Source organism: Cupriavidus sp. FW306-01-F10A (assembly GCF_058782785.1).
Window position 1 is genome coordinate 342440 of the sequence record NZ_JBYSYA010000001.1, and the last position, 22343, is coordinate 364782.

Genomic DNA, 22343 nt, shown 5'->3' on the forward strand with positions numbered 1-22343 from the left:
GTCAGGTCGCCTCGATCAGGGTGCCGTGGTGCCAGGCGCGCAACGCGGCAAGGTCGGCCCAGCGGTTTGCCGCGCCGGGCACGTGCTGGGGCATGGGCTCGCCGGGATCGCCAAGATGCGGCAGCACCAGCAGCGCGCCCTCGAAGGAGTCCTGCGCGCTGAATGCGGTGGGCGTGACCACGGTGGGGATGCCGGCCGCCCGGGCGGCGCGCAGGCCGTTCGCCGAGTCCTCGACCGCCAGGCAGTCACCGCCTTCCAGGCCGAGCCGCTCCAGCACCGCCAGATAGACATCGGGCGCCGGCTTCTTGATGGGCGTGGTACCGGCGTCGCCAATGGCGGCAAAGCGACGGCGCCAGTCCGCGCCAAGCGGCGCCTGCAGCAGCGCGTCGAGGTTGGCCGGCGTGGTGGTGGTGGCAATCGCGAGCGGCAGCCCGGCCTCGCCGGCCTCGTCGATCAGGCGGGCAATGCCCGGGCGCAGCGGCAGGCCGCCCGCCCCGACGCGCTCGGCATAGTGGCGGGTCTTGATGGCGTGCACGGCGTCGATGGTTTCCTTCACCTTGCAGCCACGGGCCTCTTCCGGGTCGACCATGCGCCAGTAATGCATCAGGCGCTCCTTGCCGCCGGCCACCTTGAGCAGGCGCGTGTAGAGCGGCGCGTCCCAGTACCAGTCCAGGCCGACCTCGGCAAAGGCGGCATTGAAGGCTTGCAGGTGCGCGCTTTCGGTATCGGCCAGCGTGCCGTCGACATCGAAAATCAGGGCTTGCATGGCTTACTCCTTGGCCGGCGTCTGCGCGTCCGGCGCGGCCTTCGAAAACACGCGGCTGGCAAGCAGGTCAGACGCCGTGATGGTGGTCAGGGTATGGTCGTCGACGACCGTGCCGGCATCGTCCAGCAGGCGCGAGGCATGGCGCAGCCGCGCGCGGTCCAGCGCATTGCGCACGCTGCGGGCATTGGCAAAGTGCGGCTGTGCCATGCGCCGGGCCAGGTAGTCGGCAAACACGGCCCGGCTTTCGTCGTCGAAGCGGTATTGCATCTCGGACAGCATCAGGTCGGCAATCTGGCGCAGTTCGTCGAGCTGGTAGTCGGGGAAATCGACATGGTGGGCAACGCGCGAGGACATGCCCGGGTTGGACTCGAAGAAACGGTCCATGCGGTCCTTGTAGCCGGCCAGGATCACCACCAGGTCGTCGCGGTTGTTCTCCATCACCTGCAGCAGGATCTCGATGGCTTCCTGGCCGTAGTCGCGCTCGTTCTCCGGGCGGTAGAGGTAGTAGGCCTCATCGATGAAGAGCACCCCGCCCATGGCCTTCTTCAGGATCTCCTTGGTCTTGGGCGCGGTGTGGCCGATGTACTGGCCGACCAGGTCGTCGCGGGTCACCGCCACCAGGTGGCCGCGGCGCACGTAGCCCAGCTGGTGCAGGATCTGCGCCATGCGCATGGCCACGGTGGTCTTGCCGGTGCCGGGATTGCCGGTGAAGCACATATGCAGGCTGGGCGCACCGGCGCTGAAGCCGCGCGCGGCGCGCAGCTTGTCCACCAGCAGCAAGGCGGCGATATCGCGGATGCGCGCTTTCACCGGCTTCAGCCCGATCAGCTCGCGGTCAAGCTGGGCCAGCAGCTCGGTGATGCCCGAGCTGGCCAGCGACTCGGCCAGCGATCCGGCCGGAGCGGCTGGCGGCTGCAGCGGTGCGGTCGTTTCAGGTGCGGACATGGCAGGCTCCGTGAGGATCATTCGAGCATCCGGCTCGAAAGATTCGAGGCGCAGCTCCCCCGGTGCGCGGCCTTGCGGCGGCGCAACCGTGGGATTGCACAGTCAGGAAATCGCCGGCGGCAGCGCCATGGCGGCGCTGCGCCGGCTCAGCCGGTGCCGCTCAGTAGCGGCTGCCCTCGGGGCGTGCCTGCACGGCGTAGCTCTCGATCGAGTAGCGCATGGTGCGGCCGGGCTCTTCCTGGCGCACCAGGCGGAAGCCGGGCTCGTCCGCAGGACGGTTGACGATGAACGACATCACCACCGACTCCACCGTATGCGTCGAGTCGAAGGCCGTGACGCGGATGTAGTGGTTGGGGAAGGTGCTGCGCGCGTTGTTGATCTCCAGCAGGATGCCGGCGGCATCGCGCAGGTCGAACATCGGCAGGCCGAACATCTCCCAGTAGGTATTGCGCGGATGCGGGTCGTCGGTGTACTCGATGCCGACCGCCCAGCCCTGGTTCAGGCAGTATTCAAGCTGGCTGGTGATCTGCGCGTCGGTGAGGTCGGGCAGGAAGGAGAAAGTGCCTTGAGTAATACGCATGATGTCCTCTCGTTCTTTGGGTTCGCTCGTCGTGCTGTGATGGCGTCTCGCCGGGCTCAGGCCGCCGACGCGGTGGGCGCGAAGTCCGAGGTGTCGGTCGGCGTGTAGTTGAAGCTGATGTCGCCCCAGGTATCGAGCGCAGCCCGCAGCGGTCCGCACCAGCGCGCGGCATCGCGCAGGATCTCCGGCCCTTCGTTGAGGATGTCGCGGCCTTCGTTGCGCGCCAGCACCATCGCTTCGAGCGCAACGCGGTTGGCGGTGGCGCCGGCCTGGATACCCTGCGGGTGGCCGATGGTGCCGCCGCCGAACTGCAGCACCACGTCGTCGCCAAAGAGGTGGATCAGCTGGTGCATCTGGCCGGCGTGGATGCCGCCCGAGGCCACCGGCATCACCTTGCGCAGCGAAGCCCAGTCCTGGTCAAAGAACAGCCCGCGCGACAGGTCGGTATGGGTGTAGGCATCGCGGCAGACGTTGTAGTAGCCCTGCACGGTCAGCGGATCGCCTTCCAGCTTGCCCACCGCGGTGCCGGTGTGCATGTGGTCGACACCGGCCAGGCGCAGCCATTTGGCAATCACGCGGAACGACACGCCGTGGTTCTTCTGCCGGGTGTAGGTGCCATGGCCCGCGCGGTGCAGGTGCAGGATCATGTCGTTCTGGCGGCACCAGTTGCTCATGGACTGGATACAGGTCCAGCCGACGATCAGGTCGATCATGATGATGACCGAGCCCAGCGACTTGGCGAACTCGGCACGCCGGTACATCTCTTCCATGGTGCCGGCGGTCACGTTGAGGTAGCTGCCCTTGACCTCGCCGGTGGCGGCCGAGGCCTTGTTGACCGCGTCCATCACGAACAGGAAGCGGTCGCGCCAGTGCATGAAGGGCTGCGAGTTGATGTTCTCGTCATCCTTCATGAAGTCCAGCCCGCCCTTCAGGCCCTCGTACACCACGCGGCCGTAGTTGCGGCCCGACAGGCCCAGCTTGGGCTTGGTTGTGGCGCCCAGCAGCGGGCGGCCGAACTTGTCCAGGCGCTCGCGCTCGACGATGATGCCGGTGGACGGGCCAGCGAAGGTCTTCACATAGGCCACCGGGAAGCGCATGTCCTCCAGGCGCGCCGCCTTGATCGGCTTGAAGCTGAAGACGTTGCCGATGATCGACGCGGTCAGGTTGGCGATCGAGCCTTCCTCGAACAGCGACAGGTCATAGGCCACGTAGCAGAAGAACTGCTCGGGGTTGTTGGGCACCGGATCGACCCGGTAGGCCTTGGCGCGGTACATGTCGCAGGCGGTCAGGCGGTCGGTCCACACCACCGTCCAGGTGGCGGTGGAGGATTCGCCGGCCACCGCGGCGGCGGCCTCGACCGGATCCACGCCGTCCTGCGGCGTGATGCGGAACAGCGCCAGCAGGTCGGTATCCTTGGGCTCGTAGTCGCCGTCCCAGTACCCCATTTCCTTGTACTTCATGACGCCGGCGTCGTAGCGCTTGCGCGGCTTGGCTTGGACCGATTCAGGTGCGTTCATGCTTGTCTCCTTGCGTGGTTGAGCGTCTTGGCTGCTGCGTTGATGCAAAGATATAAGCCCACCCACATAAGGTAAATTCAGATATTCTTAGCCCCTGTATAAGCAATCCCTTAAGTGCGGATCAAACTGCACATCACGGGACCATCCAAAGCCGCCCCCAACCGCCCATGTCGTCCTTCCTGCGCGCCCTCACCCTTCGCCAGTTGCAGATCTTCGTCACCGTGGCCAGGCACGCCAGCTTCGTGCGCGCGGCCGAGGAACTGCACCTGACCCAGCCTGCGGTCTCGATGCAGGTCAAGCAGCTTGAATCCGTGGTCGGCATGGCGCTGTTCGAGCGGGTCAAGGGGCAGCTCACGCTGACCGAGCCCGGCGACCGCCTGCTGCACCATGCGTCCCGGATCCTCGGCGAGGTCAAGGACGCCGAGGAAGGCTTGCAGGCGGTCAAGGACGTCGAGCAGGGCTCGATCACGATCGGGCTGATCAGCACGTCGAAGTACTTCGCCCCCAAGTTGCTGGCCGGCTTTACGGCTCTACATCCGGGCGTGGATCTGCGCATCGCCGAAGGGAACCGCGAGACGCTGCTGCGGCTATTGCAGGACAACGCCATCGACCTCGCGCTGATGGGCCGCCCGCCGCGCGAACTGGATGCGGTGTCGGAACCCATCGCCGCGCATCCGCACGTGCTGGTGGCCTCGCCGCGGCACCCGCTACACGATGCAAAGGGGTTCGACCTGCAGGAACTGCGTCACGAGACCTTCCTGCTGCGCGAACCGGGTTCCGGCACCCGCACCGTGGCGGAGTACATGTTCCGGGACCACCTGTTCACGCCGGCCAAGGTGATCACCCTGGGCAGCAACGAGACCATCAAGCAGGCCGTGATGGCCGGCATGGGCATCAGCCTGTTGTCGCTGCACACGCTGGGACTGGAGCTGCGCACCGGCGAGATCGCGCTGCTGGACGTGGCCGGCACGCCGATCGAGCGCATCTGGCATGTCGCGCACATGTCCAGCAAGCGCTTGTCGCCGGCCAGCGAGAGCTGCCGCGCCTATCTGCTGGAGCACACGGCGGAGTTTCTGGGGAAGGAATATGGGGGGCTGATGCCGGGGCGGCGGGTGGCGTGAGGTGGTCCCCGCCGGATTTTCCGCATTGCCCTCGAATAACGCCGACGGGACCTCAGGGTAAGCCAGTCGACATTGATGGAGCTATGCGCCAGACCTGAACGTGGCGTTATTCAGGTCTGGCGGCAAGCAATGGCGCTTCAGAACTTCAGATAGCCGTTCAACCAGACCGCCGAAAGCAATCACCAGCTGCGGGCATTGTCCCGGCAGATAACGTCTCGGTCCGGCACTGATCGCTACTCAATCCACCGCTTGATGGCATCGGCCATGACGTTCGCCGAAATTCCATAGCGATCGTGCAATGTGGGCAGCGCCCCGGCATCCAGGAACGCATCCGGCAATCCCACCTGCCGAAACGGCACAGGGATGCCAGCTTGCATCAGCGTCGTCGCGACCGCTTCCCCGAGGCCGCCGATTACGGTGTGATTCTCGGCGACCACCACCAGGCGCCCTTTTCGCCTGGCCTCGCGCAGGATGGTCTCGGTGTCCAGCGGCTTGATCGTCGGCACGTGCAGCACCGCCACGCCGATGCGGTCGGCCTCCAGCGCCCTGGCCACCTCCAGCGCGCGCATGGTCATGATGCCCGACGAGATCACCAGCACTTCGGCGCCGTCGCGCAGCAGCTTGGCCTTGCCCAGCTCGAACTTGTAGTCGTACTCGTCAAGCACGACCGGGACATTGCCGCGCAGCAGGCGCGCGTACACCGGGCCGTTGTGGGCGGCAATGGCCGGCACCATCTGCTCGATGTCGATGGCATCGCACGGGTCGATCACGGTCATGTTGGGCATGGCGCGCATCAGCGCCAGGTCTTCCGCGGCCTGGTGGCTGGGGCCGTAGCCGGTGGTCAGGCCGGGCAACGCGCAGACGATCTTCACGTCGAGGTTGTCCTCGGCGATGGCCTGGTGCATGAAATCATAGGCGCGCCGCGTCGCAAACACTGCATAGGTGGTGACGAAGGGCTGCGCGCCCTCATGGGCGAAGCCGGCGGCGGCGCCCATCAGCAGCTGCTCGGCCATGCCCATCTGGTAATAGCGCTCCGGGAAGGCCTGGGCAAAGAGATGCAAGTCGGTGTATTTGCCCAGGTCGGCCGTCATGCCGATCACGTCCTGCTTGTGCCGGCCCAGTTCTACCAGCGCGTGGCCGAACGGCGCCGATCTGGTCGCCTGTCCTTCCCCGGCGATGGAGGCGATCATCGCCGAGGTCTTCAGCTTCGGCTTGGCGTTGGTGGTTGCGTTGGTCTTGCTCATGCTTGTCTCCCGGCTTCCAGGGCCTGCAGTGCGAGTTGCCATTCGTGGGCATCCACGCGGATAAAGTGGTTCTTCTCGCGCTGTTCGAGAAACGGCACGCCGCATCCCATGCGCGTATCGCAGATGATCATGCGCGGCTGCGCGCCGCGGTGCTCGCGCGCCGCGCGCAAGGCAGCGGCCACGGCGTCGATGTCGTTGCCGTCCACGCGCTGGGTGAACCAGCCGAAGGCTTCCAGCTTGGGGACCAGGGGCTCGAACGCCATGATCTGGGTGGAGGGCCCGTCAGCCTGCTGGTTGTTGACATCGACCACGGCGATCAGGTTGTCCAGCTTCCAGTGGGCGGCGGACAGAATGCCTTCCCAGATCGCACCTTCATCCAGCTCGCCGTCAGAGAACAGGGTGTAGACGAAATTGTCCGAGCCCTTGCGCTTAAGCCCCAGGCAGCGGCCCACCGCAATGGTCAGGCCCTGCCCCAGCGAGCCGCCGGACATCTCCATGCCGGGCGTGTAGCTGGCCATGCCCGACATCGGCAGGCGGCTGTCGTCGCTGCCGTACGTCTCCAGCTCTTCGGCAGGCAGGATGCCGGCTTCCAGCAGCGCTGCGTACAGCGCGATGGCGTAATGGCCGTTGGACAGCAGGAAGCGATCGCGCCCTTCCCATTCGGGGTCTTCGGGGCGGTAGCGCATGGCGTCGAAGTAAGCCACGGCGAGCACGTCGGCGATGTCGAGTGCCTGGCCGATGTAGCCTTGGCCCTGCACTTCGCCCATCAGCAAGGCGTTGCGGCGGATGCGGTAAGCGCGTTCCCGCAAGGACACGGCCTTGTCGGTGGTATGGTGTTGCATGGTGTCTCCTGCAAGCAATGGATCGGAATTCAGGGAAAGGGGTATCAGCGGTTCACGCTCCTGGCCGGGACCAGGAACACCAGCATGGCGCCGAACACCACGGTGGCCGAGATAAACACCAGCCCGGCGGTGGACTTGCCGGTCAGGTCGTTGAGCCAGCCCACGATGGCGGGCGAGAAGAAACCGGCCAGGTTGGCGACGCAGTTGACTGCGGCAATCCCGGCTGCGGCGGACATGCCGCCCAGCAGCGCGGTAGGCAACGCCCAGAACTGCGAGGACGAGGCCAGGATGCCGGCCGCGGCGATGCACAGGCACACCAGCGATGCGCTGACACTGCCCAGCATCGGCAGGATGGCGAACCCGGCGGCGGCAGTGACCATCGGCACGATCAGGTGGAAGCGGCGCTCGCGGCGGCGGTCGGCGCTCATGCCGACCAGCGGCAGCGCCACGATGGCGCACAGGTACGGCAGCGCGGTGTAGATGCCCACCCACAGCGGATCGGCCACGCCGGCCTTGCGAATGATGGTGGGCAGCCAGAAGGTCAGGCCGTACTGGCCCAGCACCACGCAGAAGTAGATCCCGGCCATCAGCCACAGCCGACGGTCGCTCATGAAGGACCGGATCGATATGTGTTCCATCTTCTGCGCGTTGTCGCCTTCGATATTGCGCCTAAGCAGCGCCTTCTCGGCGTCGGTGAGCCAGTGCGCCTGGTCGATGCCGTTGTCCAGATAGAACAGGATGGCCACGCCCAGGAACAGCGACGGCAGCGCCTCGATCAGGAACAGCCATTTCCAGCCGGCCAGGTCGCCCACGCCGTGGAAGGCATGCATGATGTAGCCCGACAGCGGCCCGCCCACGATGCCCGCCAGCGGGATCGCCATGAAGAACAGGGACAAGGCCTTGGCGCGGCGCTCCGACGGGAACCAGTAGGTCATGTACAGGATCACGCCAGGCGCAAAACCGGCTTCGGCCACGCCCAGCAGAAAGCGCAACACGTAGAACTGGGTCGGCGTGGTGACAAAGGCAAAGCAGGCCGAGATCACCGCCCAGGTCAGCATAATGCGCGCCAGCCAGCGCTTGGCACCGACCTTGTGGAGGATGACGTTGCTCGGCACTTCAAAGATGAAATAGCCAAGGAAGAAGATGCCGGCGCCCAGGCCGTAGATGGTCTCGCTGAACCGCAGATCGCTGAGCATCTGCAGCTTGGCAAAGCCGACATTGACCCGGTCCAGGTAGGCGCCCAGGTAGCACAGCATCAGGAACGGGATCAGCCGCTTCACCACCTTGGCGTAGGTGCGGGTCTCGAAGGTGGCGGAATCGGCGTGCAGCGTCGCTTCGCCGCCCATGGGCGAAGCCGCGTATTTGGTCTTCATCGGTTGTCTCCTGCCTGGTGGCGCCGCCCCGCGGTGCACCGGCTGTCAGATGTTCCGCCTCTGCGGGCGGCCTGAATTCAGTCCACTGAATCAGTGAAATCGGTCGGTGCCTGCCATGTCAATGACTAGTGGATCAGCATGCCCCCGTTGACGTCGAGCGTGATGCCGGTCAGGTAGGCGGACATGTCGCTGGCCAGGTACACGCAGGCATTGGCCACGTCGGCGGCATTGCCCAGGCGGCCCAGCGGGATGCCCTTGATGATGCCGGCGCGCATCTCGGGGGTGAGCTTGTCGCCGGTGATATCGGTCTGGATCAGGCCCGGCGTGATCGCGTTGACGCGGATGCCGTCCGGCCCGAACTCGCGTGCCATGGCGCGCGCCAGCCCCAGCACGCCGGCCTTGGCGGCGCTGTAGTGCGGACCGCCGAAGATGCCTCCGCCGCGCTGCGCGGACACCGACGACATGCAGACGATGCTTCCGCGCTTCTGTTCGCGCATCTGCGGCAGCACGGCCTGCGACATGTACAGGGTGCCGCGCAGGTTCACGTCCAGCACGGCGTCGTAGTTGGCGGCCTGGATATCCAGCGTGCGCACTGGCTGGGTGATGCCGGCATTGTTGACGAGCGCATCGATGCGCCCATAGCGCTGCAGCACGGCCTGGACCGCGCGCTCGCAGGCGGCCTTGTCCGTCACATCGCAGGCCAGCCCGAGATGCTGGTCGCCCAGCTCGCCGGCGGCGGCCTGGGCATCTTCCAGGCGGAGGTCCAGGATGACCACGGCGGCGCCCTGGGCGGCGAACGCCTTGGCGGTGGTTTTGCCGATGCCGCGTGGGGAGGCGGCCCCCGTGATGATGACTACATTGTTCTCGACCAGCATCTTTGTCTCCTTTGACATTGGATTTGATGGGTCGAGTTTTGCCCCTGGCGGCGTTCCGATCAACGCGGTCTGCCTCAGGTATTGCTGAGAAATTTTCAGGGAATGGCGGGAGGCGCTTCAGGTCAGGCGCCGCTGGCGGCACTTTCCTGCCCCGCATTGTCGCCTGTGGCCCTCAGCCCGGCGCCGGCAGCTGGCGCTCCATCCAGGCCAGGAAGCGCGCCACGCGCGGCAGGTCGGCGTTCTGCGCGGGATAGACGAGATGGTGACTGCCAACCTCGATGGCATGGGAGTCGTCGAACACGGGTACAAGGGAACCCTTACCGATCAGAACCGACGCCAGCAGCGTGCTTTCCAGCGCCACCCCAAGCCCCAGTGCCGCTGTCTCGAGCGACATATACGAGCGGTCGAAGGTGAAATCGAACGTCTTGTGGGCGGCCGGGATGCCGAATCTGGCAAACCATTGCTGCCATTGGACCAGCGGGGTCTCCGAATAGATGAGGCGGTGCGCGAGCAAATCGGCCGGTGACGTTATCGGATGCTTTTCAAGGTAGGCCGGCGAGGCGAGCGGCGCTATGGTTTCCCGGCGCAGGGTTTTGACCTGGATATCGCGCCAATGTGCGTAACCGTGGCGGATGTCCACATCGTAGTACCCGCTCGTAAAAGAAACGTCCTCATAGGAGCAGGACAGATTCAACTGGATATCGCCATTGTCTGCCTGGAACGATTCCAGTCGCGGCAACAGCCACATCAGCCCGAAGCTGGGGCTCGAATGGACCCGGAGGATCTCGACGTTCGCCGGGCTGGAAGCACGCTCGGTCGCGCGATTCAGGTCAGCAAGCACACCCGTGATGTCCCTGAGGTACTGCTCACCCACAGGGGTCAGGACCAGTCCACGTCCCTGCCGGAAGAAGAGGGCCTGGCCGAGCGCATCCTCCAGATTGCCGATCTGGTGGCTGACAGCGGATGCCGTCAAGCCCAATTCCTCCGATGCCCGGCTGACGCTCTTTGTTCTGGCAACGCTCTCGAAGGCGATGATTGCCTTCACCGGTGGAATCCGCATGGCTGGGGGAATGGCTGGTGGATCGGGCCAGAATTGCCCAGTCCGATCCCGGTCATGAACATTCGGGAATTCTACTTCGACTCGATGTAGAGGCATCACCGAAACAACGGTGATCGGGCGTTGCAACCTGAAACTCGCTAATGGTGGCCGCATCACGCGGCCAAGTTCACGCGTTTAGGAGCTCGCAATGCAAAAAAACGAACCACGTCGAAACATGAAACCATGCTGGCCGCCAATCCAGCAGACTGCCTCGAATCGCTCGAGCACATCAGCCCCAGCCTTAGTTGCGTCCTGTCCCTGCTGGAAGTGGAAAGCGAACGTTCCGAGGCATGCCACGGCATTCACTGCCTGGTGGTCATGATCAAGTTGAAGCTTGATCGGACTGCTGCGGAGCATTTCCCCTTGGACTGAGGCGGATGTCTGGCGCGGCCGCTACGAGGGCAGCCTTGATGGCGATTGGTCATACTGGAGAATGAAGGATAACCGCGGCTTCGGCTGCGGTTGTTTACTTTGAACGCCTGATACAAGGTTGGGGCTGGCTGGACCGTCGCTTGTCGGTTGCGGATTCAACCGGCCAACCTTGTTATTGCCTTACATCATTGGCAGCTGCCGCACCGACTTGCCGGTGAGCTGGGCGACGGCATGTGCCACGGCCGGCCCGATCGGCGGCACGGCAATTTCACCGACGCCGCTGGGCTCAGCCGTGCTGGGCACGATGTGGGTTTCGATCACCGGTACCTCAGCCATCTTCAGCATCGGATAGTCGGGGAAGTTGCTCTGCACGACCTGCCCGTCCTTGATCTGGACCTGGCCGTACAGCGCCGCAGTCAGCCCGAAGATAATCCCGCTTTCCACCTGCTGCGCAACGATGTCCGGATTCACCACCGTGCCGCAGTCCACGGCGCAGACAACGCGATGCACGCGCGGCTTTCCGTCCTTGAGCGACACCTCTGCCACCTGTGCCACCACCGAGCCGAACGAGTTGTGCAGCGCGAGCCCGCGCGCACGCGGCGCGCCGTCCGCAGCCGGTGCCAGCGGCTGGTTCCAACCTGCCGCCTGCGCTAAGGTGTCGAGCACCTTCAGCTCACGCGGGTGCGCCTTGAGCAAGTCGCGCCGCATCGCTAGCGGATCGAGTCTGGCGGCCGCTGCCACGTCGTTCAGAAAACCTTCCAGGAAGAAGCCGTTGCAGGAGTGACCGACGCTGCGCCAGAATCCGATCGGTACCGGCAAATCGACCACCACGTGCGCAATGTGCTCGTGCTCGATCTCGTATGGCAGGTCGAACAGGCCCTCGGCGGTATAGCGGTCGATGCCGAGCGACGGCGCGCCAAACAGGCGCTCCAGCTCGCCGGCCAGGATCGACTGCCCGGCACTGCGCGAGGCGATGGCCGTCACCCTGCCATTCTCGACGCGCGCCTTCAGCCGTGCGATGGCCTGCGGACGATAGAAGTCGTGGCGAATGTCGTCCTCACGCGACCAGATCACCTGTACCGGGCGGCCCTCGGTCCTGGTGGCGATCGACACGGCCTGGCCGATGAAATCCGACTCCAGTCGCCGTCCGAAGCCGCCGCCAATGAGCGGGATGTCGATATGCACCTGGTCCCGGCTCACACCTGCCGTGCGCGCCGCGACCAGTTGCGCAAGCGTTGCCACCTGGGTGGGCGCCCAGAGTTGCACGCGATCCCTGGTCACCCGCGCCGTGCAGTTGATCGGCTCCATGGCGGCATGCGCCAGGTACGGCACACTGTATTCGGCCTCGACGATGGTTGCGCCGCCCGTCTTGTCAAAGGCCTTCAGGCCATCGCCCATCGAACGGTACGTGAAACCGCCCTTGTCGCTGTCGAGCGCGCTGACGAGCTGCTGCCGGATGCCGGCGGAATCGAGCGTGGCATGCGGCCCGTTGTCCCAGACCGGTTCGAGCGTCGCCAGGGCCTGCCGTGCCTGCCAGTAGTGGTCGGCCACCACGGCCACGCCCGGTGCGCCGCCTGCCGAGCCCTCGAACGGCACGACATAGCGCACGCCGGCCATGGCAAGCGCCGCCTTCGACTGGAAGGTCTTGAGTTTGCCGCCAAACACCGGGCACATGACGACCGCCGCGTACAACATGCCGGGCGGCCGCGCATCGATGGCAAAGCGTGCGCTGCCATCCGTCTTGCTGGCGATGTCGTTGCGCGGTGCAGGCTTGCCAGTCAGCTGGTATTGCGAAGCCGGCTTGAGTGTGACGTTCGATGGCGGCGCAATGTCGCGCGCCTTCCGCGCGACCGCGGAGAAAGGCATCTGCTTGCCGCCCGGGCCAATGAGCTGGCCTTCCCGCACCGTCACCTGTGCCGCCTGCACGCCCCATTCGCGCGCAGCAGCTTCCACCAAGGCGGTGCGCGCGGTCGCGGCGGCCTCGCGCACTGGCTGCCAGCCGTCGGCCACGCTGCTGCTGGCGCCGGTGATGATAAGGCCGATCTCTCGCGCGCTCTTGGCCATGATCCAGTGCAGCGCGCGCGCCCAGGTCTTGTCGGCATCGTCAGGATGCAGCGGCAGCGAGCTGTCGCCCATGGTGACGACATTGCCATAGATTCGTTCAATGGGCGACGACTCGATGCTCACCCTTGCCAGCGGAATATCGAGTTCCTCGGCAGCCAGCATCGACAGCGCGGTGTGGATGCCCTGCCCCATCTCCACTCGCGGCATGGCGAGGATGACATTGTCTTCCGGCGTGATCTTGATCCAGCCGTTCAGGGCAATCTGGCCGGTCGCTTCAGGAAACGCCGCAGGATCGCCAAGCCGGCTGCGAGGGGGCATCACGCCCCAGCCGACCACCAGCGCACCGCCAAGCCCTAGCGCCCCAAGCAGAAACCGGCGCCGTCCGCGGCGCGGGGTGGTTGCCTTGGCGCTCATGCGCGCCCCTCGCGCAGCGCCTTCGCTGCACGCATGATGGCGGTACGCACGCGCGGATACGTGCCGCAGCGGCACAGGTTGGTGATGGCGGCATCGATGTCGGCATCACTCGGGTCTGGCTGTCGGGCCAGCAGGTCCGCCGCCGCCATCAGCATGCCTGACTGGCAGTAGCCGCATTGCGGCACCTGTTCGTCAATCCAGGCCTGCTGCAGCGCGTGGCGCTGGCCCGGCGCGTCGGCCAGCCCTTCGATCGTGGTGATGCGCTTGCCGGCCACCGCCGCGACGGGCAAGACGCAGGACCGCACCGCCGCGCCATCCAGATGCACGGTACACGCGCCGCAAGCCGCGACGCCGCAGCCAAACTTCGTGCCCGTCAGGTTCAAATGGTCCCGCAGCACCCACAGCAAGGGGGTGGCCGGATCGCAATCGACGCTGACCGGCTGGCGGTTGACGTCCAGATTCATGTGTTATCTCCTTGCCCTTACCGAAATTCGTGCTGGCTTGTCACGTATGCCAGGCGCTTTGGCCGCGCTGTGCACAGACCATGCCAGCCAGTGCCTGAGGCAAGCCGATTAACGGCTGGCAGCCAGCACTTTAAGGTTAAACTCAACTTGAAGGTCAAGCATCCAGATGCGGATAGTTCAGATTGGACTCATTCCGATCACCTTGTGGATCCCAACGCGGATACTGAAGGGATCGGGACCGAAGTAGACCGACTCATTGGGAGACACGTGCGCCAGTGGTTCCCGGCGCTGCCCAGCACGTTCCGGCATCAGCTCGCTGCGGGGCGACGGGTCTTGCCCCGAACTGGCACGACGGCCCCTTCTTCGCGGAGGCGGTCCAGCACCCACTTCGTCCTGTCAGAGCACGGCATATCCGCAGGCCGGTTTTCGATGTTTCGGATGGCGGCGAGCAAATGGGTCTTGTTTTGTTTGAGGCGCTTCTGCATGTCCTCGATTTCTGCGACTTTCCGCTTGAGGGCATCCAGTAGCTCATCGTGCTGCCAGTTCCCCGAACCGAGCGGTAGCAGATGGCGGATCTGATCGAGCGAGAACCCCGCGCTCTGCGCGCTGGCGATGATTTCCAGAATCCATACCGCCTCCGGCGGGTAGTCGCGATAGCCATTCGCCTGGCGCTCGACCGCCAGGATCAATCCGGCCGCCTCGTAAAAGCGAATGCGGGAGGCCGTCAGACCGCTGAGCCTAGCCAGTTCTCCAATTCTCATACGGCACCTAAGAAAGCATTGACATTAAGGTTCACTTTAATCCTACAGTGAATCTCGGCCCGGCAAGGCAGGCCGACCTGGCTAGCGTGGTGGCCCCGGCCACATTCCCTCCCCCTCATCTACCTATCTGGAAAGGAGCAGGACTCGACCTCCGCGCAGCAAATATCAGCGCACACATCGCCGATTGCAGGCTTATGCATTACACAGGAGAAGCAAAAATGGCATACGTGACAACAAAGGATGGCGTTGAGATCTTCTACAAGGACTGGGGTCCACGTGACGCACAGGTTATCCTCTTTCATCACGGTTGGCCGCTCAGCGCTGACGACTGGGATGCCCAGATGCTTTTTTTTCTGGCGCACGGCTATCGGGTTGTCGCCCATGACCGTCGCGGCCATGGACGATCCAGCCAGGTCTGGGACGGCCATGACATGGACCACTATGCCGATGATGTTGCGGCAGTCGTAAACCACCTCGGCGTGCAGAAGGCAGTCCATGTCGGGCATTCCACGGGCGGTGGCGAGGTCATTCATTACGTCGCGCGTCATGGGGAGGACCGCGTCGCCAAGGCGGTACTCATCAGCGCCGTTCCGCCGCTGATGGTGAAGACCGAGAGCAATCCGGGAGGTCTCCCCAAGGATGTCTTCGATGGCCTCCAGGCCCAGCTCGCGGCAAATCGTGCACAGTTTTATTACGACATCCCCGCGGGCCCTTTCTACGGCTATAACCGCCCTGACGCGAAACCGTCGGAAGGCGTCATCTGGAATTGGTGGCGGCAGGGAATGATGGGCAGCGCCAAGGCCCACTATGACGGCATCGTCGCCTTCTCGCAGACCGACTTCACCGAAGACCTGAAGAGCGCAACGATTCCCGTTCTGGTGATGCATGGCGACGACGATCAGATTGTCCCTTATGCAAACTCGGGGCTCTTGTCGGCAAAGCTGCTCAGGAACGGCACCCTGAAGACCTATCCGGGTTTCCCACACGGGATGCCAACTTCGAACGCCGAAACGATTAACGCCGAGCTCCTCGCGTTCGTGCGAGGCTAACAGCCACAGGTGCCGGACGAATAGCTTTCTGGCACCTGGCTGTCCCCTCGCGATGCCATTCAGGTCGCTCGAGCGCGCGGCAGTGAAGAAGAAGGAAATCGCAGTCCTGCTCGCCACGTTTTGTGGCGAGCCTTTTTCGTTTAACAGGTCCCGTCAGCGCTAAAAAATGCCACGGACTGCAATTGCCGCCGTTCGGCGTCCATGTCTCGCTGCCATGCATGGCGCCACTCATACATCACCTCACAAAGGGTCTTGACATTAAAGTTGACTTCAACCTTAAAGTCGAACCACGATCAAACGAGGTGACCCCATGAACGTGTTCGACAAGTTGATTCTTCGTAACGGTTCAAGTGTTCCGAACCGAATCGCCAAAGCCGCCATGGAAGAGAACATGGCGGACGCTGACCACGCGCCCTCGGAGGAACTGATGAGCCTGTACAGGGCTTGGGCAGAGGGGGGTGCCGGCCTGCTGATTACGGGCAATGTGATGGTGGACAGCCGTGCCATGACGGGGCCAGGCGGCGTCGTGCTGGAAGACGCCAGGCATCTGGACCGGTTCAAGCGCTGGGCGCAGGTCGGGCGATCCAAGGGAGCGCAGTTCTGGCTGCAGATCAACCATCCCGGCCGCCAGATGCCTGCCAACCTGGGGCAACCCACCTGGGCCCCCTCTGCCGTGCCAATGAACCTGGGCAACATGTCCAAGCACTTCAACACGCCGCAGGCGATGACGCGGGAGGTCATCGAGGACGTGATCCGGCGTTTTGCCTGCACGGCGCAGCTGGGGGAACAAGCGGGTTTCACTGGCGTCGAGATTCACGCGGCGCACGGCTATCTGCTGAGCCAATTTCTCTCGCCTTTGAGCAACCAGAGAACGGATGCGTGGGGTGGCCCGCTGGAGAACCGCGCTCGCCTGCTCTTTGAGATCGTCAAGGCCGTACGCGCCGTGGTTTCGCCCGGCTTCGCGGTTGCTGTCAAGCTGAACTCTGCCGACTTCCAGCGTGGTGGCTTCAGCGAGGATGACGCCCGCCAGGTTGTGAAGATGCTCAACGAGCTGGCCGTTGACCTAGTCGAGTTGTCGGGAGGCAGCTACGAGGCCCCGGCCATGCAGGGTGAAGCCCGCGACGGCCGCACGCTCGCCCGCGAGGCCTACTTTGCAGAGTTCGCTCGCGACCTCCGCGCAGTGGCGAAGATGCCAGTGATGGTCACAGGCGGCATTCGCCGTCGGCCGGTGGCCGAGCAAGTGGTCAAGAGCGGCGTGGACATGGTTGGCATCGGTACTGCACTGGCCATCGACCCCAATCTGCCGCGCGATTGGCGTGCCGGCAAAGACAGTGCGCCTGCGTTGCTCCCGATCCGCTGGAACAACAAGCCGCTGGCCTCGTTGGCCAACATGGCGGCAGTCAAGTTTCAACTGCGCAACCTTAGCCGAGGCAAGGCCACTGATCCCAAGGTCTCACCGCTGCGTGCGCTGATCCTGCAGCAGATGTCCAACGCCTGCCGCGTCCGTCGATACCGGCGCTGGGTGGGGCAGCGCGCCCATGGCTGACCAGACAACTCCGCAAGCTGATGTCGAGACCTTTCGGACCCCGTGCATCCATGAACTCACTGCTGAAGAACTTGCTCACCTTCGCGAAGACGTTCTTGCTAGCGCTTCCCGTGCTGGCGAGAGCAGGGATTTCCGTGACGCCCCGGACCTCAAGCGCCTGGCCGAGGCGATCTACCAGCAGGGAGGCATCGTTTCAGCGGTCTGCCACGGCAATGCAGCACTGGTTCAACTTCAGGGGGCAGATGGCAAGCCGCTCATCAGTGGTCGGCGCGTCACGGGCTTCTCCAACTTCGAGGAACAACTGTCGGGCATTCGGGATCAAGTCCCGTTCTATCTGCAAGACGCCATGGGAGCTGCTGGGGGGAAATACGAGAAGGCGTTTCTGCCCTTCACCTCCCATGTCGTCACCGACGGACGTCTCGTCACGGGGCAGAACCCTCAGTCGAGCAAGGCTGTAGCGAGGCAGGTGCTGGCGCTACTGCAGCCGCAGGCCGAGACTGAAGCCAAGTAGGTTATTCATCCCTACATGCCGCTTTCATGTGAAAAATGAAAATCGCGGAAAACCGCTTGACCTTCAAGTCAAGTTCGACCTTGGGATGCTCCTCAGCATCAATAGCGCCCGACCTGAAAATGGACTCCTGACTCAGCCCTGGAAAATGTTCTGGATAAAGGAAAATCGATTTCCACCACTCGAATGAGAAAAATTTCGCCAGGCAGATGTCTGGGCCCGCAGGCTATTCCAACTTAAACATCAAAGTATCGTCATATGAAAATCAGAAATCTTGCGGCTGCAGCAGGTGTAATCCTGAGCGTCCTCTTGAATCCTTCATGGGCCGATGGCACATCGAAAACTATGCAGACTGAAAGCACAACCATCAACCTCGCAGGACATGAGGTTCCCGTGGTCAGAGGCGGGCTGTATGACCGCTATCGCTCGAATCCTCCGCTTTCCGTCATTCAGCAGGAGGCTCCAGACGTTGACTTGAGCTGGTTCAAGGATCTCAAGAAGGAGAAGGTAGATATTGGCTTTGAATCCTACTCGCCAAACTTCTACTACAAGAACAGCAGGGTGACGGCCATCTTCACCGCCGACTTGGACAAGCTGCGGGAACTGATGCCTGCTCAAGTCCTGGAGAGGGTTCAACCCCTTCAGGTCTGGCCGGGCAGAGGCCTCATCGCACTCACCGCCTACTCGTATGGCTATTGCGACAACGACAGCTACAACGAGATTGGTCTTTCCGTCATCACAAATCGGCCGGGTAGCTCCAATCTTGGACCGCTTACCCTGGTGAGCCAGGCGATGTCGAACGATTTCTGGGGCTACGTACTGAAGCTTCCGGTAAATACCGAACTCGCCAGGGTACGGGGTGTGGTGGGCTACAACCTACCCAAATGGCTGACCGGCATAAACTACCGCGAAACCGACAAATCGGTTGTCGTCGAGATTCTTGACAGCGAAACGGGCAAGGTCGATGTCACCCTTGAAACCAAGAAGCTGGGCGACCTTTCGAGCAAGACCTCCATGGTCACGAACAGCTTTACAAATGTCGATCAGAATGGGCGATTGACTACTGGTTATGCGATTTCCCGTCAGCTTAGTCACACCTCCAGTACAAATGCGGAGTCGGTGAACCTCACGCTTACCGAGGGGAGCTTGTCGACGTACATTAAGGCGCTGAAGCTGGGGAAGATGATGAAATACGAGTACGTGCCAGAATTCCAAAGCGCGCTGTATTCCCCCAAGCCGCTGTGATCCTTCTGTCGTTGAGTCGACGCCGGTAGCCCCAACCGCCCAGGAGGGTTAGCCTCAGTGCGACATGAAGACTGGCAAGCCTGACTGGCGCAGCAGGGCGCGGGTGGTGCCACCCAGCACCAGCTCCCTCAGCCGGGAGCGGCCATAGCCGCCCGCGACCAGCAGGCCGGCCTGAACCTTGGCCGCAAGTTGTGGCAGCACGTGGTCGGGATCGCCCTCTCCGACCAGCAGACTGGCGTGGATGCCATGGCTGAGCAGCCACGCTGTCAGCCGATCCGCGCTGTCACGATAGGCCGCTTTCTCACCGGCAGCGCTGTGCTTGCCAGCACTGACCACCAGGACGGTAACGGCGCTGGCATGCACAAGCCACGGCAGTGCGTCCGCGACCGCGCGCGCGGCCTCCCGGCCGCCGTTCCAGGCGATGGCGACATGGCCGCCAAGTCGCGGGCCGGACGCGCCCGGCACCAGCAGGATGGGCCGGCCTGCATTGAGCATCGCGTACTCCGCGACCCCGGCCAGCAGAGCCGGCACATCGGCCTGCGCCGAGGGCGCTGCGGGCAGGATGAGATCGGCGAAGCGGCCCTCGTCGGCAAGCGCCCAGCCAGACTCGGCTTCGACAACGATGTGCCGGGTGGGAATGGCCGGCGACACTTGCCCGGTCAGCGTTTCGAGTGCGTTCCTGTGAGCCGCAGCCAGCTTGTGTAAATGGTTCGCGGCAAGCACGCCGTATTGCCCGGCTTCTTCGCCCGCCCCACGAAACGGCTCCAGGTGCGTTCCTGTTGCCGTCAGTCCGACCACGCTGCCGCCGGACTTTTCGGCAAGCCGTGCTGCCGTTTCAATGCGTGCGGACCGTGCAGCATCTTCGCTCAGGTCGACAAGGATGGTTCTGAAGTCCATGACGTGATTCCACTCTTTGGTTTGACCTTGCATCATCGTGAAAACAGCACCGGTGCGGTCATTGAGTCAAGCAGCGTACGCGTGACACCGCCCAGCACCAGTTCCCGCATGCGACCGTGTCCGTAGGCACCCATCACAATCAGGTCGGCATCGAAATCCGCCGCGCGCGAAAGGATGAGTTCGCCGATGGTCAGGTCAGCCCCACCAGGACCGTGTTCGATTTCCACGGCGACGCCGTGGCGCTCCAGCACGCGTGCGGCGTGGCCGACCGGGGTGGCGTCGGCTCTTGCCTCCTTGGCCGCGGTCTGTGCGCAAAGAATGCGCGCCTGCGCGCCGGCCATCAGCGGCACGGCGTCGTGAAGCGCCCGCGCCGCCTCGCGGCTGCCATTCCACGCCACGATCACGCGCGTACCCAGCGTTGGAAACGTGCCCGCGCACGGCACCACGAGCGTCGGTCGGCCGGTCTCCAGCAGCAGCGATTCCAGCAGTTGCCGGGCCACCGGCCCTTCGGTATTGCCGGGGTCGTACTGGCCGGCAACGACCAGGCCGGCCTCGCGGGCCTCGCGCAGCACCGATGCCACCGTCCCCTGCTCCGCGGCGCGCCACTCCGCGCGCACCGGCATGGCCTGGGTTGCAGCCAGAAACTGCGCGCGGACGTCTTCCCTGACCTGCTTGCGCCGGGCCAGATCGTCCGCGACATATTGCTGCGCGCCTTCCATGAGGTAGAACCAGGCAGGATCGGGAATGAAACCGGCGTACATGCCGATCAGCCGGCACTGGCTGGCCGCCGCAAGTCGCCCCGCCACTTCGAGCCGCTGCCGTGCCTGCGGATTGCTGTCCAGATGCACCAGGATGCTGTCGTAAGCCATGATCGCCCTCACCCTCAACTACAGACCAGTCTAGGCAGCAAGGCCGAGCGGCGCTTGACCCGGATCAACGGGCCAGCATGCGGCGACATGGCTGAAGTTCGTCCTCATGTGCGGTGGAGGCTACTGCGAACAAAGGTATGAAAACCCGTCAAGCCATGCGGCCATCACATCTGTCTGCGGTCAATTTCTCGCGGCGCCTGCCCCTTCGGGTTGACCTATATCAAGCGCTTATCGAGGCCGGCGCCTACGCTGAATGCAGCGCATCGCAACGTCGAACACACCCTTGCCCTTCAGGAGATCCATCATGTACCAGCGCATCCTGCTCGCCGTCGATGGCAGCCGTTCTTCCGACCTGGCACTGAGCCAGGCCATCATCATCGCCAAGGCAACCGGGGCCGAGGTCAAGGCGTTGTTCGTGGTAGACGACAGCGATGTGTTCTTCGAGGCCAGTTACTTCAACCCCAAGGAACTGGTCGACAACATCACCGCGCACGGCCGCAAGGCGCTGGATGCCGCCTCAGCCAGGCTCAGCGAAGCAGGCGTGCGCAATTCGGTGAAACTGGATGAAAAGCCGGTGGCGCCCGGCCGGATCTCGTTGACCATTGTCACCGAAGCCGATGCGTGGAATGCCGACCTGATCGTGCTTGGCACCCACGGCCGCCGCGGCGTCCGGCGCCTGCTGATGGGCAGCGTGTCGGAAGGCGTGCTTGCCAAGACCAGCAAGCCTGTGCTCCTGATCCGCAGCGAAGTCGAAGGTTAGGCGCGCCATGCCCCACCAAACCATGCGTGCGATGGTCTTCGAGGGCGCAGGCCTGCCGCTGCGCCTCCACCACTTGCCGGTTCCCGAACCGGGGCCCGGCGAACTTCGCATTGCAGTGGGGGCTTGCGGGGTGTGCCGGACCGACCTGCATATCGCCGACGGCGACCTGCGCCATCCCAAGCCGGTGCTCATCCCGGGACATGAAATCGTCGGACGGGTGGATTTGTGCGGCGCCGGTGTCACCGCCTTCAAGCCGGGCGACCGCGTCGGTGTGCCCTGGCTCGGACATAGCTGTGGCCATTGTCGCTACTGCCTGCGTCATCACGAGAATCTTTGCGACGCACCGTTGTTCACCGGCTATACCCGCGATGGCGGCTATGCGGAGTACGTTGTTGCCGACAGCGGCTATTGTTTCCGGATTCCGCCCGGCTACGATGACGAACACGCCGCACCACTACTCTGCGCCGGCCTGATCGGCTACCGGACGCTGCGCATGGCGGGCGCAGCCAGCCATGCGCAGCGCGTCGGCATCTACGGCTTTGGCGCCGCCGCCCACCTGGTGACGCAGATCGCGGTGGCGCAAGGCCGCGAAGTCTACGCCTTCACCCGCACGGGCGACGCAGGCGCCCAGCAACTCGCCTATCAATCCGGCGCGTGCTGGGCCGGCGCGAGCGACCTCGAGTCGCCCGTGCCGCTGGACGCCGCGCTGATTTTCGCCCCGGTGGGCGCGCTGGTGCCCAAGGCGCTGCGCGCCGTGGACAAGGGTGGCATCGTGGTCTGCGGCGGAATTCATATGAGCGATATCCCAAGCATGCCTTACCAGCTGCTTTGGGAAGAAAGGCGCCTGTGTTCCGTAGCCAACCTCACGCGTGCCGACGGCTTCGCGCTGATGGATATCGCCGCCCGGACCCCGCTGCATACGCACACCACCGCGTATCCGCTGGAGCAGGCCAACGAAGCACTGGCCGACCTGCGCGAGGGCCGGCTTACCGGCGCCGTCGTCCTGAAACTCCGTCAATAGATCCCTGGCAG

22 protein-coding genes are annotated in these 22343 nt (G+C 64.0%); 8 read left to right on the forward strand and 14 right to left on the reverse strand.

Going from position 1 to position 22343, the window contains the following annotated elements; genetic code table 11:
• Nucleotide 1: 1 nt before the first annotated feature.
• The 4 genes from AC3WLF_RS01595 to AC3WLF_RS01610 form a co-directional block, all read right to left on the reverse strand.
• Entirely contained in the window at nucleotides 2-766 is a 765-nt protein-coding gene (locus tag AC3WLF_RS01595; protein ID WP_492357703.1) for an HAD family hydrolase, read from the reverse strand.
• Between the two features lie 3 nt (nucleotides 767-769).
• Nucleotides 770-1711 (reverse strand): CbbX protein, encoded by a 942-nt coding sequence (cbbX, locus tag AC3WLF_RS01600; RefSeq protein WP_492317038.1) that lies wholly within the window; start codon nucleotides 1709-1711, stop codon nucleotides 770-772.
• A gap of 160 nt (nucleotides 1712-1871) precedes the next feature.
• On the reverse strand, nucleotides 1872-2291 hold the full coding sequence (locus AC3WLF_RS01605) for a ribulose bisphosphate carboxylase small subunit (RefSeq protein ID WP_010809290.1): 420 nt from the start codon (nucleotides 2289-2291) through the stop codon (nucleotides 1872-1874).
• Nucleotides 2292-2347: 56 nt separating this feature from the next.
• Nucleotides 2348-3808, reverse strand: a complete 1461-nt coding sequence (locus tag AC3WLF_RS01610) for a form I ribulose bisphosphate carboxylase large subunit (protein ID WP_492357704.1) — start codon at nucleotides 3806-3808, stop codon at nucleotides 2348-2350.
• A gap of 167 nt (nucleotides 3809-3975) precedes the next feature.
• Between AC3WLF_RS01610 and AC3WLF_RS01615 the strand changes: the two genes are divergently transcribed.
• Nucleotides 3976-4929 carry a LysR family transcriptional regulator gene (locus AC3WLF_RS01615; RefSeq protein WP_492317037.1) on the forward strand — a complete coding sequence of 318 codons (954 nt, stop codon included), beginning with the start codon at nucleotides 3976-3978 and terminating at the stop codon, nucleotides 4927-4929.
• A 233-nt stretch (nucleotides 4930-5162) separates the two neighbouring features.
• On the opposite strand, the gene AC3WLF_RS01620 is transcribed toward AC3WLF_RS01615, so the two are convergent.
• The 5 genes from AC3WLF_RS01620 to AC3WLF_RS01640 form a co-directional block, all read right to left on the reverse strand.
• Nucleotides 5163-6173, reverse strand: coding sequence for a transketolase family protein (locus AC3WLF_RS01620; RefSeq protein ID WP_492351309.1), 1011 nt, complete (start codon nucleotides 6171-6173; stop codon nucleotides 5163-5165).
• Nucleotides 6170-7015, reverse strand: coding sequence for a transketolase (locus AC3WLF_RS01625; RefSeq protein ID WP_492357705.1), 846 nt, complete (start codon nucleotides 7013-7015; stop codon nucleotides 6170-6172). The genes AC3WLF_RS01620 and AC3WLF_RS01625 overlap by 4 nt, the downstream gene beginning before the upstream one ends.
• Before the next feature lie 44 nt (nucleotides 7016-7059).
• Nucleotides 7060-8388 (reverse strand): MFS transporter, encoded by a 1329-nt coding sequence (locus AC3WLF_RS01630; RefSeq protein ID WP_492357706.1) that lies wholly within the window; start codon nucleotides 8386-8388, stop codon nucleotides 7060-7062.
• A 125-nt stretch (nucleotides 8389-8513) separates the two neighbouring features.
• Nucleotides 8514-9263, reverse strand: coding sequence for an SDR family NAD(P)-dependent oxidoreductase (locus AC3WLF_RS01635; protein WP_492317033.1), 750 nt, complete (start codon nucleotides 9261-9263; stop codon nucleotides 8514-8516).
• Between the two features lie 172 nt (nucleotides 9264-9435).
• Complete coding sequence (locus AC3WLF_RS01640) at nucleotides 9436-10323, reverse strand: LysR substrate-binding domain-containing protein (protein ID WP_492317180.1); 888 nt, start codon at nucleotides 10321-10323, stop codon at nucleotides 9436-9438.
• Nucleotides 10324-10545: 222 nt separating this feature from the next.
• Here AC3WLF_RS01640 and AC3WLF_RS01645 point away from each other — a divergent pair, with 222 nt between their 5' ends.
• On the forward strand, nucleotides 10546-10734 hold the full coding sequence (locus AC3WLF_RS01645; protein WP_492317032.1) for a hypothetical protein: 189 nt from the start codon (nucleotides 10546-10548) through the stop codon (nucleotides 10732-10734).
• A 180-nt stretch (nucleotides 10735-10914) separates the two neighbouring features.
• Here the strand turns inward: AC3WLF_RS01645 and AC3WLF_RS01650 are convergent, their stop codons facing one another.
• The 3 genes from AC3WLF_RS01650 to AC3WLF_RS01660 all read right to left on the reverse strand — a co-directional run bounded on the left by AC3WLF_RS01650 (nucleotide 10915) and on the right by AC3WLF_RS01660 (nucleotide 14437).
• Nucleotides 10915-13212, reverse strand: coding sequence for a xanthine dehydrogenase family protein molybdopterin-binding subunit (locus tag AC3WLF_RS01650; RefSeq protein WP_492357707.1), 2298 nt, complete (start codon nucleotides 13210-13212; stop codon nucleotides 10915-10917).
• On the reverse strand, nucleotides 13209-13676 hold the full coding sequence (locus AC3WLF_RS01655; protein ID WP_492317030.1) for a (2Fe-2S)-binding protein: 468 nt from the start codon (nucleotides 13674-13676) through the stop codon (nucleotides 13209-13211). The genes AC3WLF_RS01650 and AC3WLF_RS01655 overlap by 4 nt, the downstream gene beginning before the upstream one ends.
• 308 nt (nucleotides 13677-13984) lie before the next feature.
• Nucleotides 13985-14437: a MerR family transcriptional regulator gene (locus tag AC3WLF_RS01660; protein ID WP_114130898.1), complete on the reverse strand. Its 453-nt coding sequence runs from the start codon at nucleotides 14435-14437 to the stop codon at nucleotides 13985-13987.
• Between the two features lie 218 nt (nucleotides 14438-14655).
• On the opposite strand from AC3WLF_RS01660, the gene AC3WLF_RS01665 reads away from it, so the two are divergent.
• The 4 genes from AC3WLF_RS01665 (at nucleotide 14656) to AC3WLF_RS01680 (ending at nucleotide 18785) form a co-directional block, all read left to right on the forward strand.
• Nucleotides 14656-15486: an alpha/beta fold hydrolase gene (locus AC3WLF_RS01665; RefSeq protein ID WP_492357708.1), complete on the forward strand. Its 831-nt coding sequence runs from the start codon at nucleotides 14656-14658 to the stop codon at nucleotides 15484-15486.
• Between the two features lie 310 nt (nucleotides 15487-15796).
• Nucleotides 15797-17032, forward strand: a complete 1236-nt coding sequence (locus AC3WLF_RS01670; protein WP_492357709.1) for an NADH:flavin oxidoreductase/NADH oxidase family protein — start codon at nucleotides 15797-15799, stop codon at nucleotides 17030-17032.
• On the forward strand, nucleotides 17025-17543 hold the full coding sequence (locus tag AC3WLF_RS01675) for a type 1 glutamine amidotransferase domain-containing protein (protein ID WP_492351303.1): 519 nt from the start codon (nucleotides 17025-17027) through the stop codon (nucleotides 17541-17543). Before AC3WLF_RS01670 ends, AC3WLF_RS01675 begins: the two co-directional genes overlap by 8 nt.
• 255 nt (nucleotides 17544-17798) lie before the next feature.
• Complete coding sequence (locus AC3WLF_RS01680; protein ID WP_492357710.1) at nucleotides 17799-18785, forward strand: acetoacetate decarboxylase (ADC); 987 nt, start codon at nucleotides 17799-17801, stop codon at nucleotides 18783-18785.
• 54 nt (nucleotides 18786-18839) lie between these two features.
• Here the strand turns inward: AC3WLF_RS01680 and AC3WLF_RS01685 are convergent, their stop codons facing one another.
• Nucleotides 18840-19682 carry a universal stress protein gene (locus AC3WLF_RS01685; RefSeq protein WP_492317026.1) on the reverse strand — a complete coding sequence of 281 codons (843 nt, stop codon included), beginning with the start codon at nucleotides 19680-19682 and terminating at the stop codon, nucleotides 18840-18842.
• A gap of 32 nt (nucleotides 19683-19714) precedes the next feature.
• Nucleotides 19715-20551, reverse strand: coding sequence for a universal stress protein (locus tag AC3WLF_RS01690; RefSeq protein ID WP_492317025.1), 837 nt, complete (start codon nucleotides 20549-20551; stop codon nucleotides 19715-19717).
• Nucleotides 20552-20855: 304 nt separating this feature from the next.
• Here AC3WLF_RS01690 and AC3WLF_RS01695 point away from each other — a divergent pair, with 304 nt between their 5' ends.
• Entirely contained in the window at nucleotides 20856-21311 is a 456-nt protein-coding gene (locus AC3WLF_RS01695; RefSeq protein ID WP_492351300.1) for a universal stress protein, read from the forward strand.
• 7 nt (nucleotides 21312-21318) lie between these two features.
• The gene (locus tag AC3WLF_RS01700) at nucleotides 21319-22332 is read left to right on the forward strand and encodes a zinc-dependent alcohol dehydrogenase family protein (protein ID WP_492355767.1); all 1014 of its coding nucleotides are present in this window, start codon (nucleotides 21319-21321) and stop codon (nucleotides 22330-22332) included.
• Nucleotides 22333-22343 lie beyond the last annotated feature (11 nt).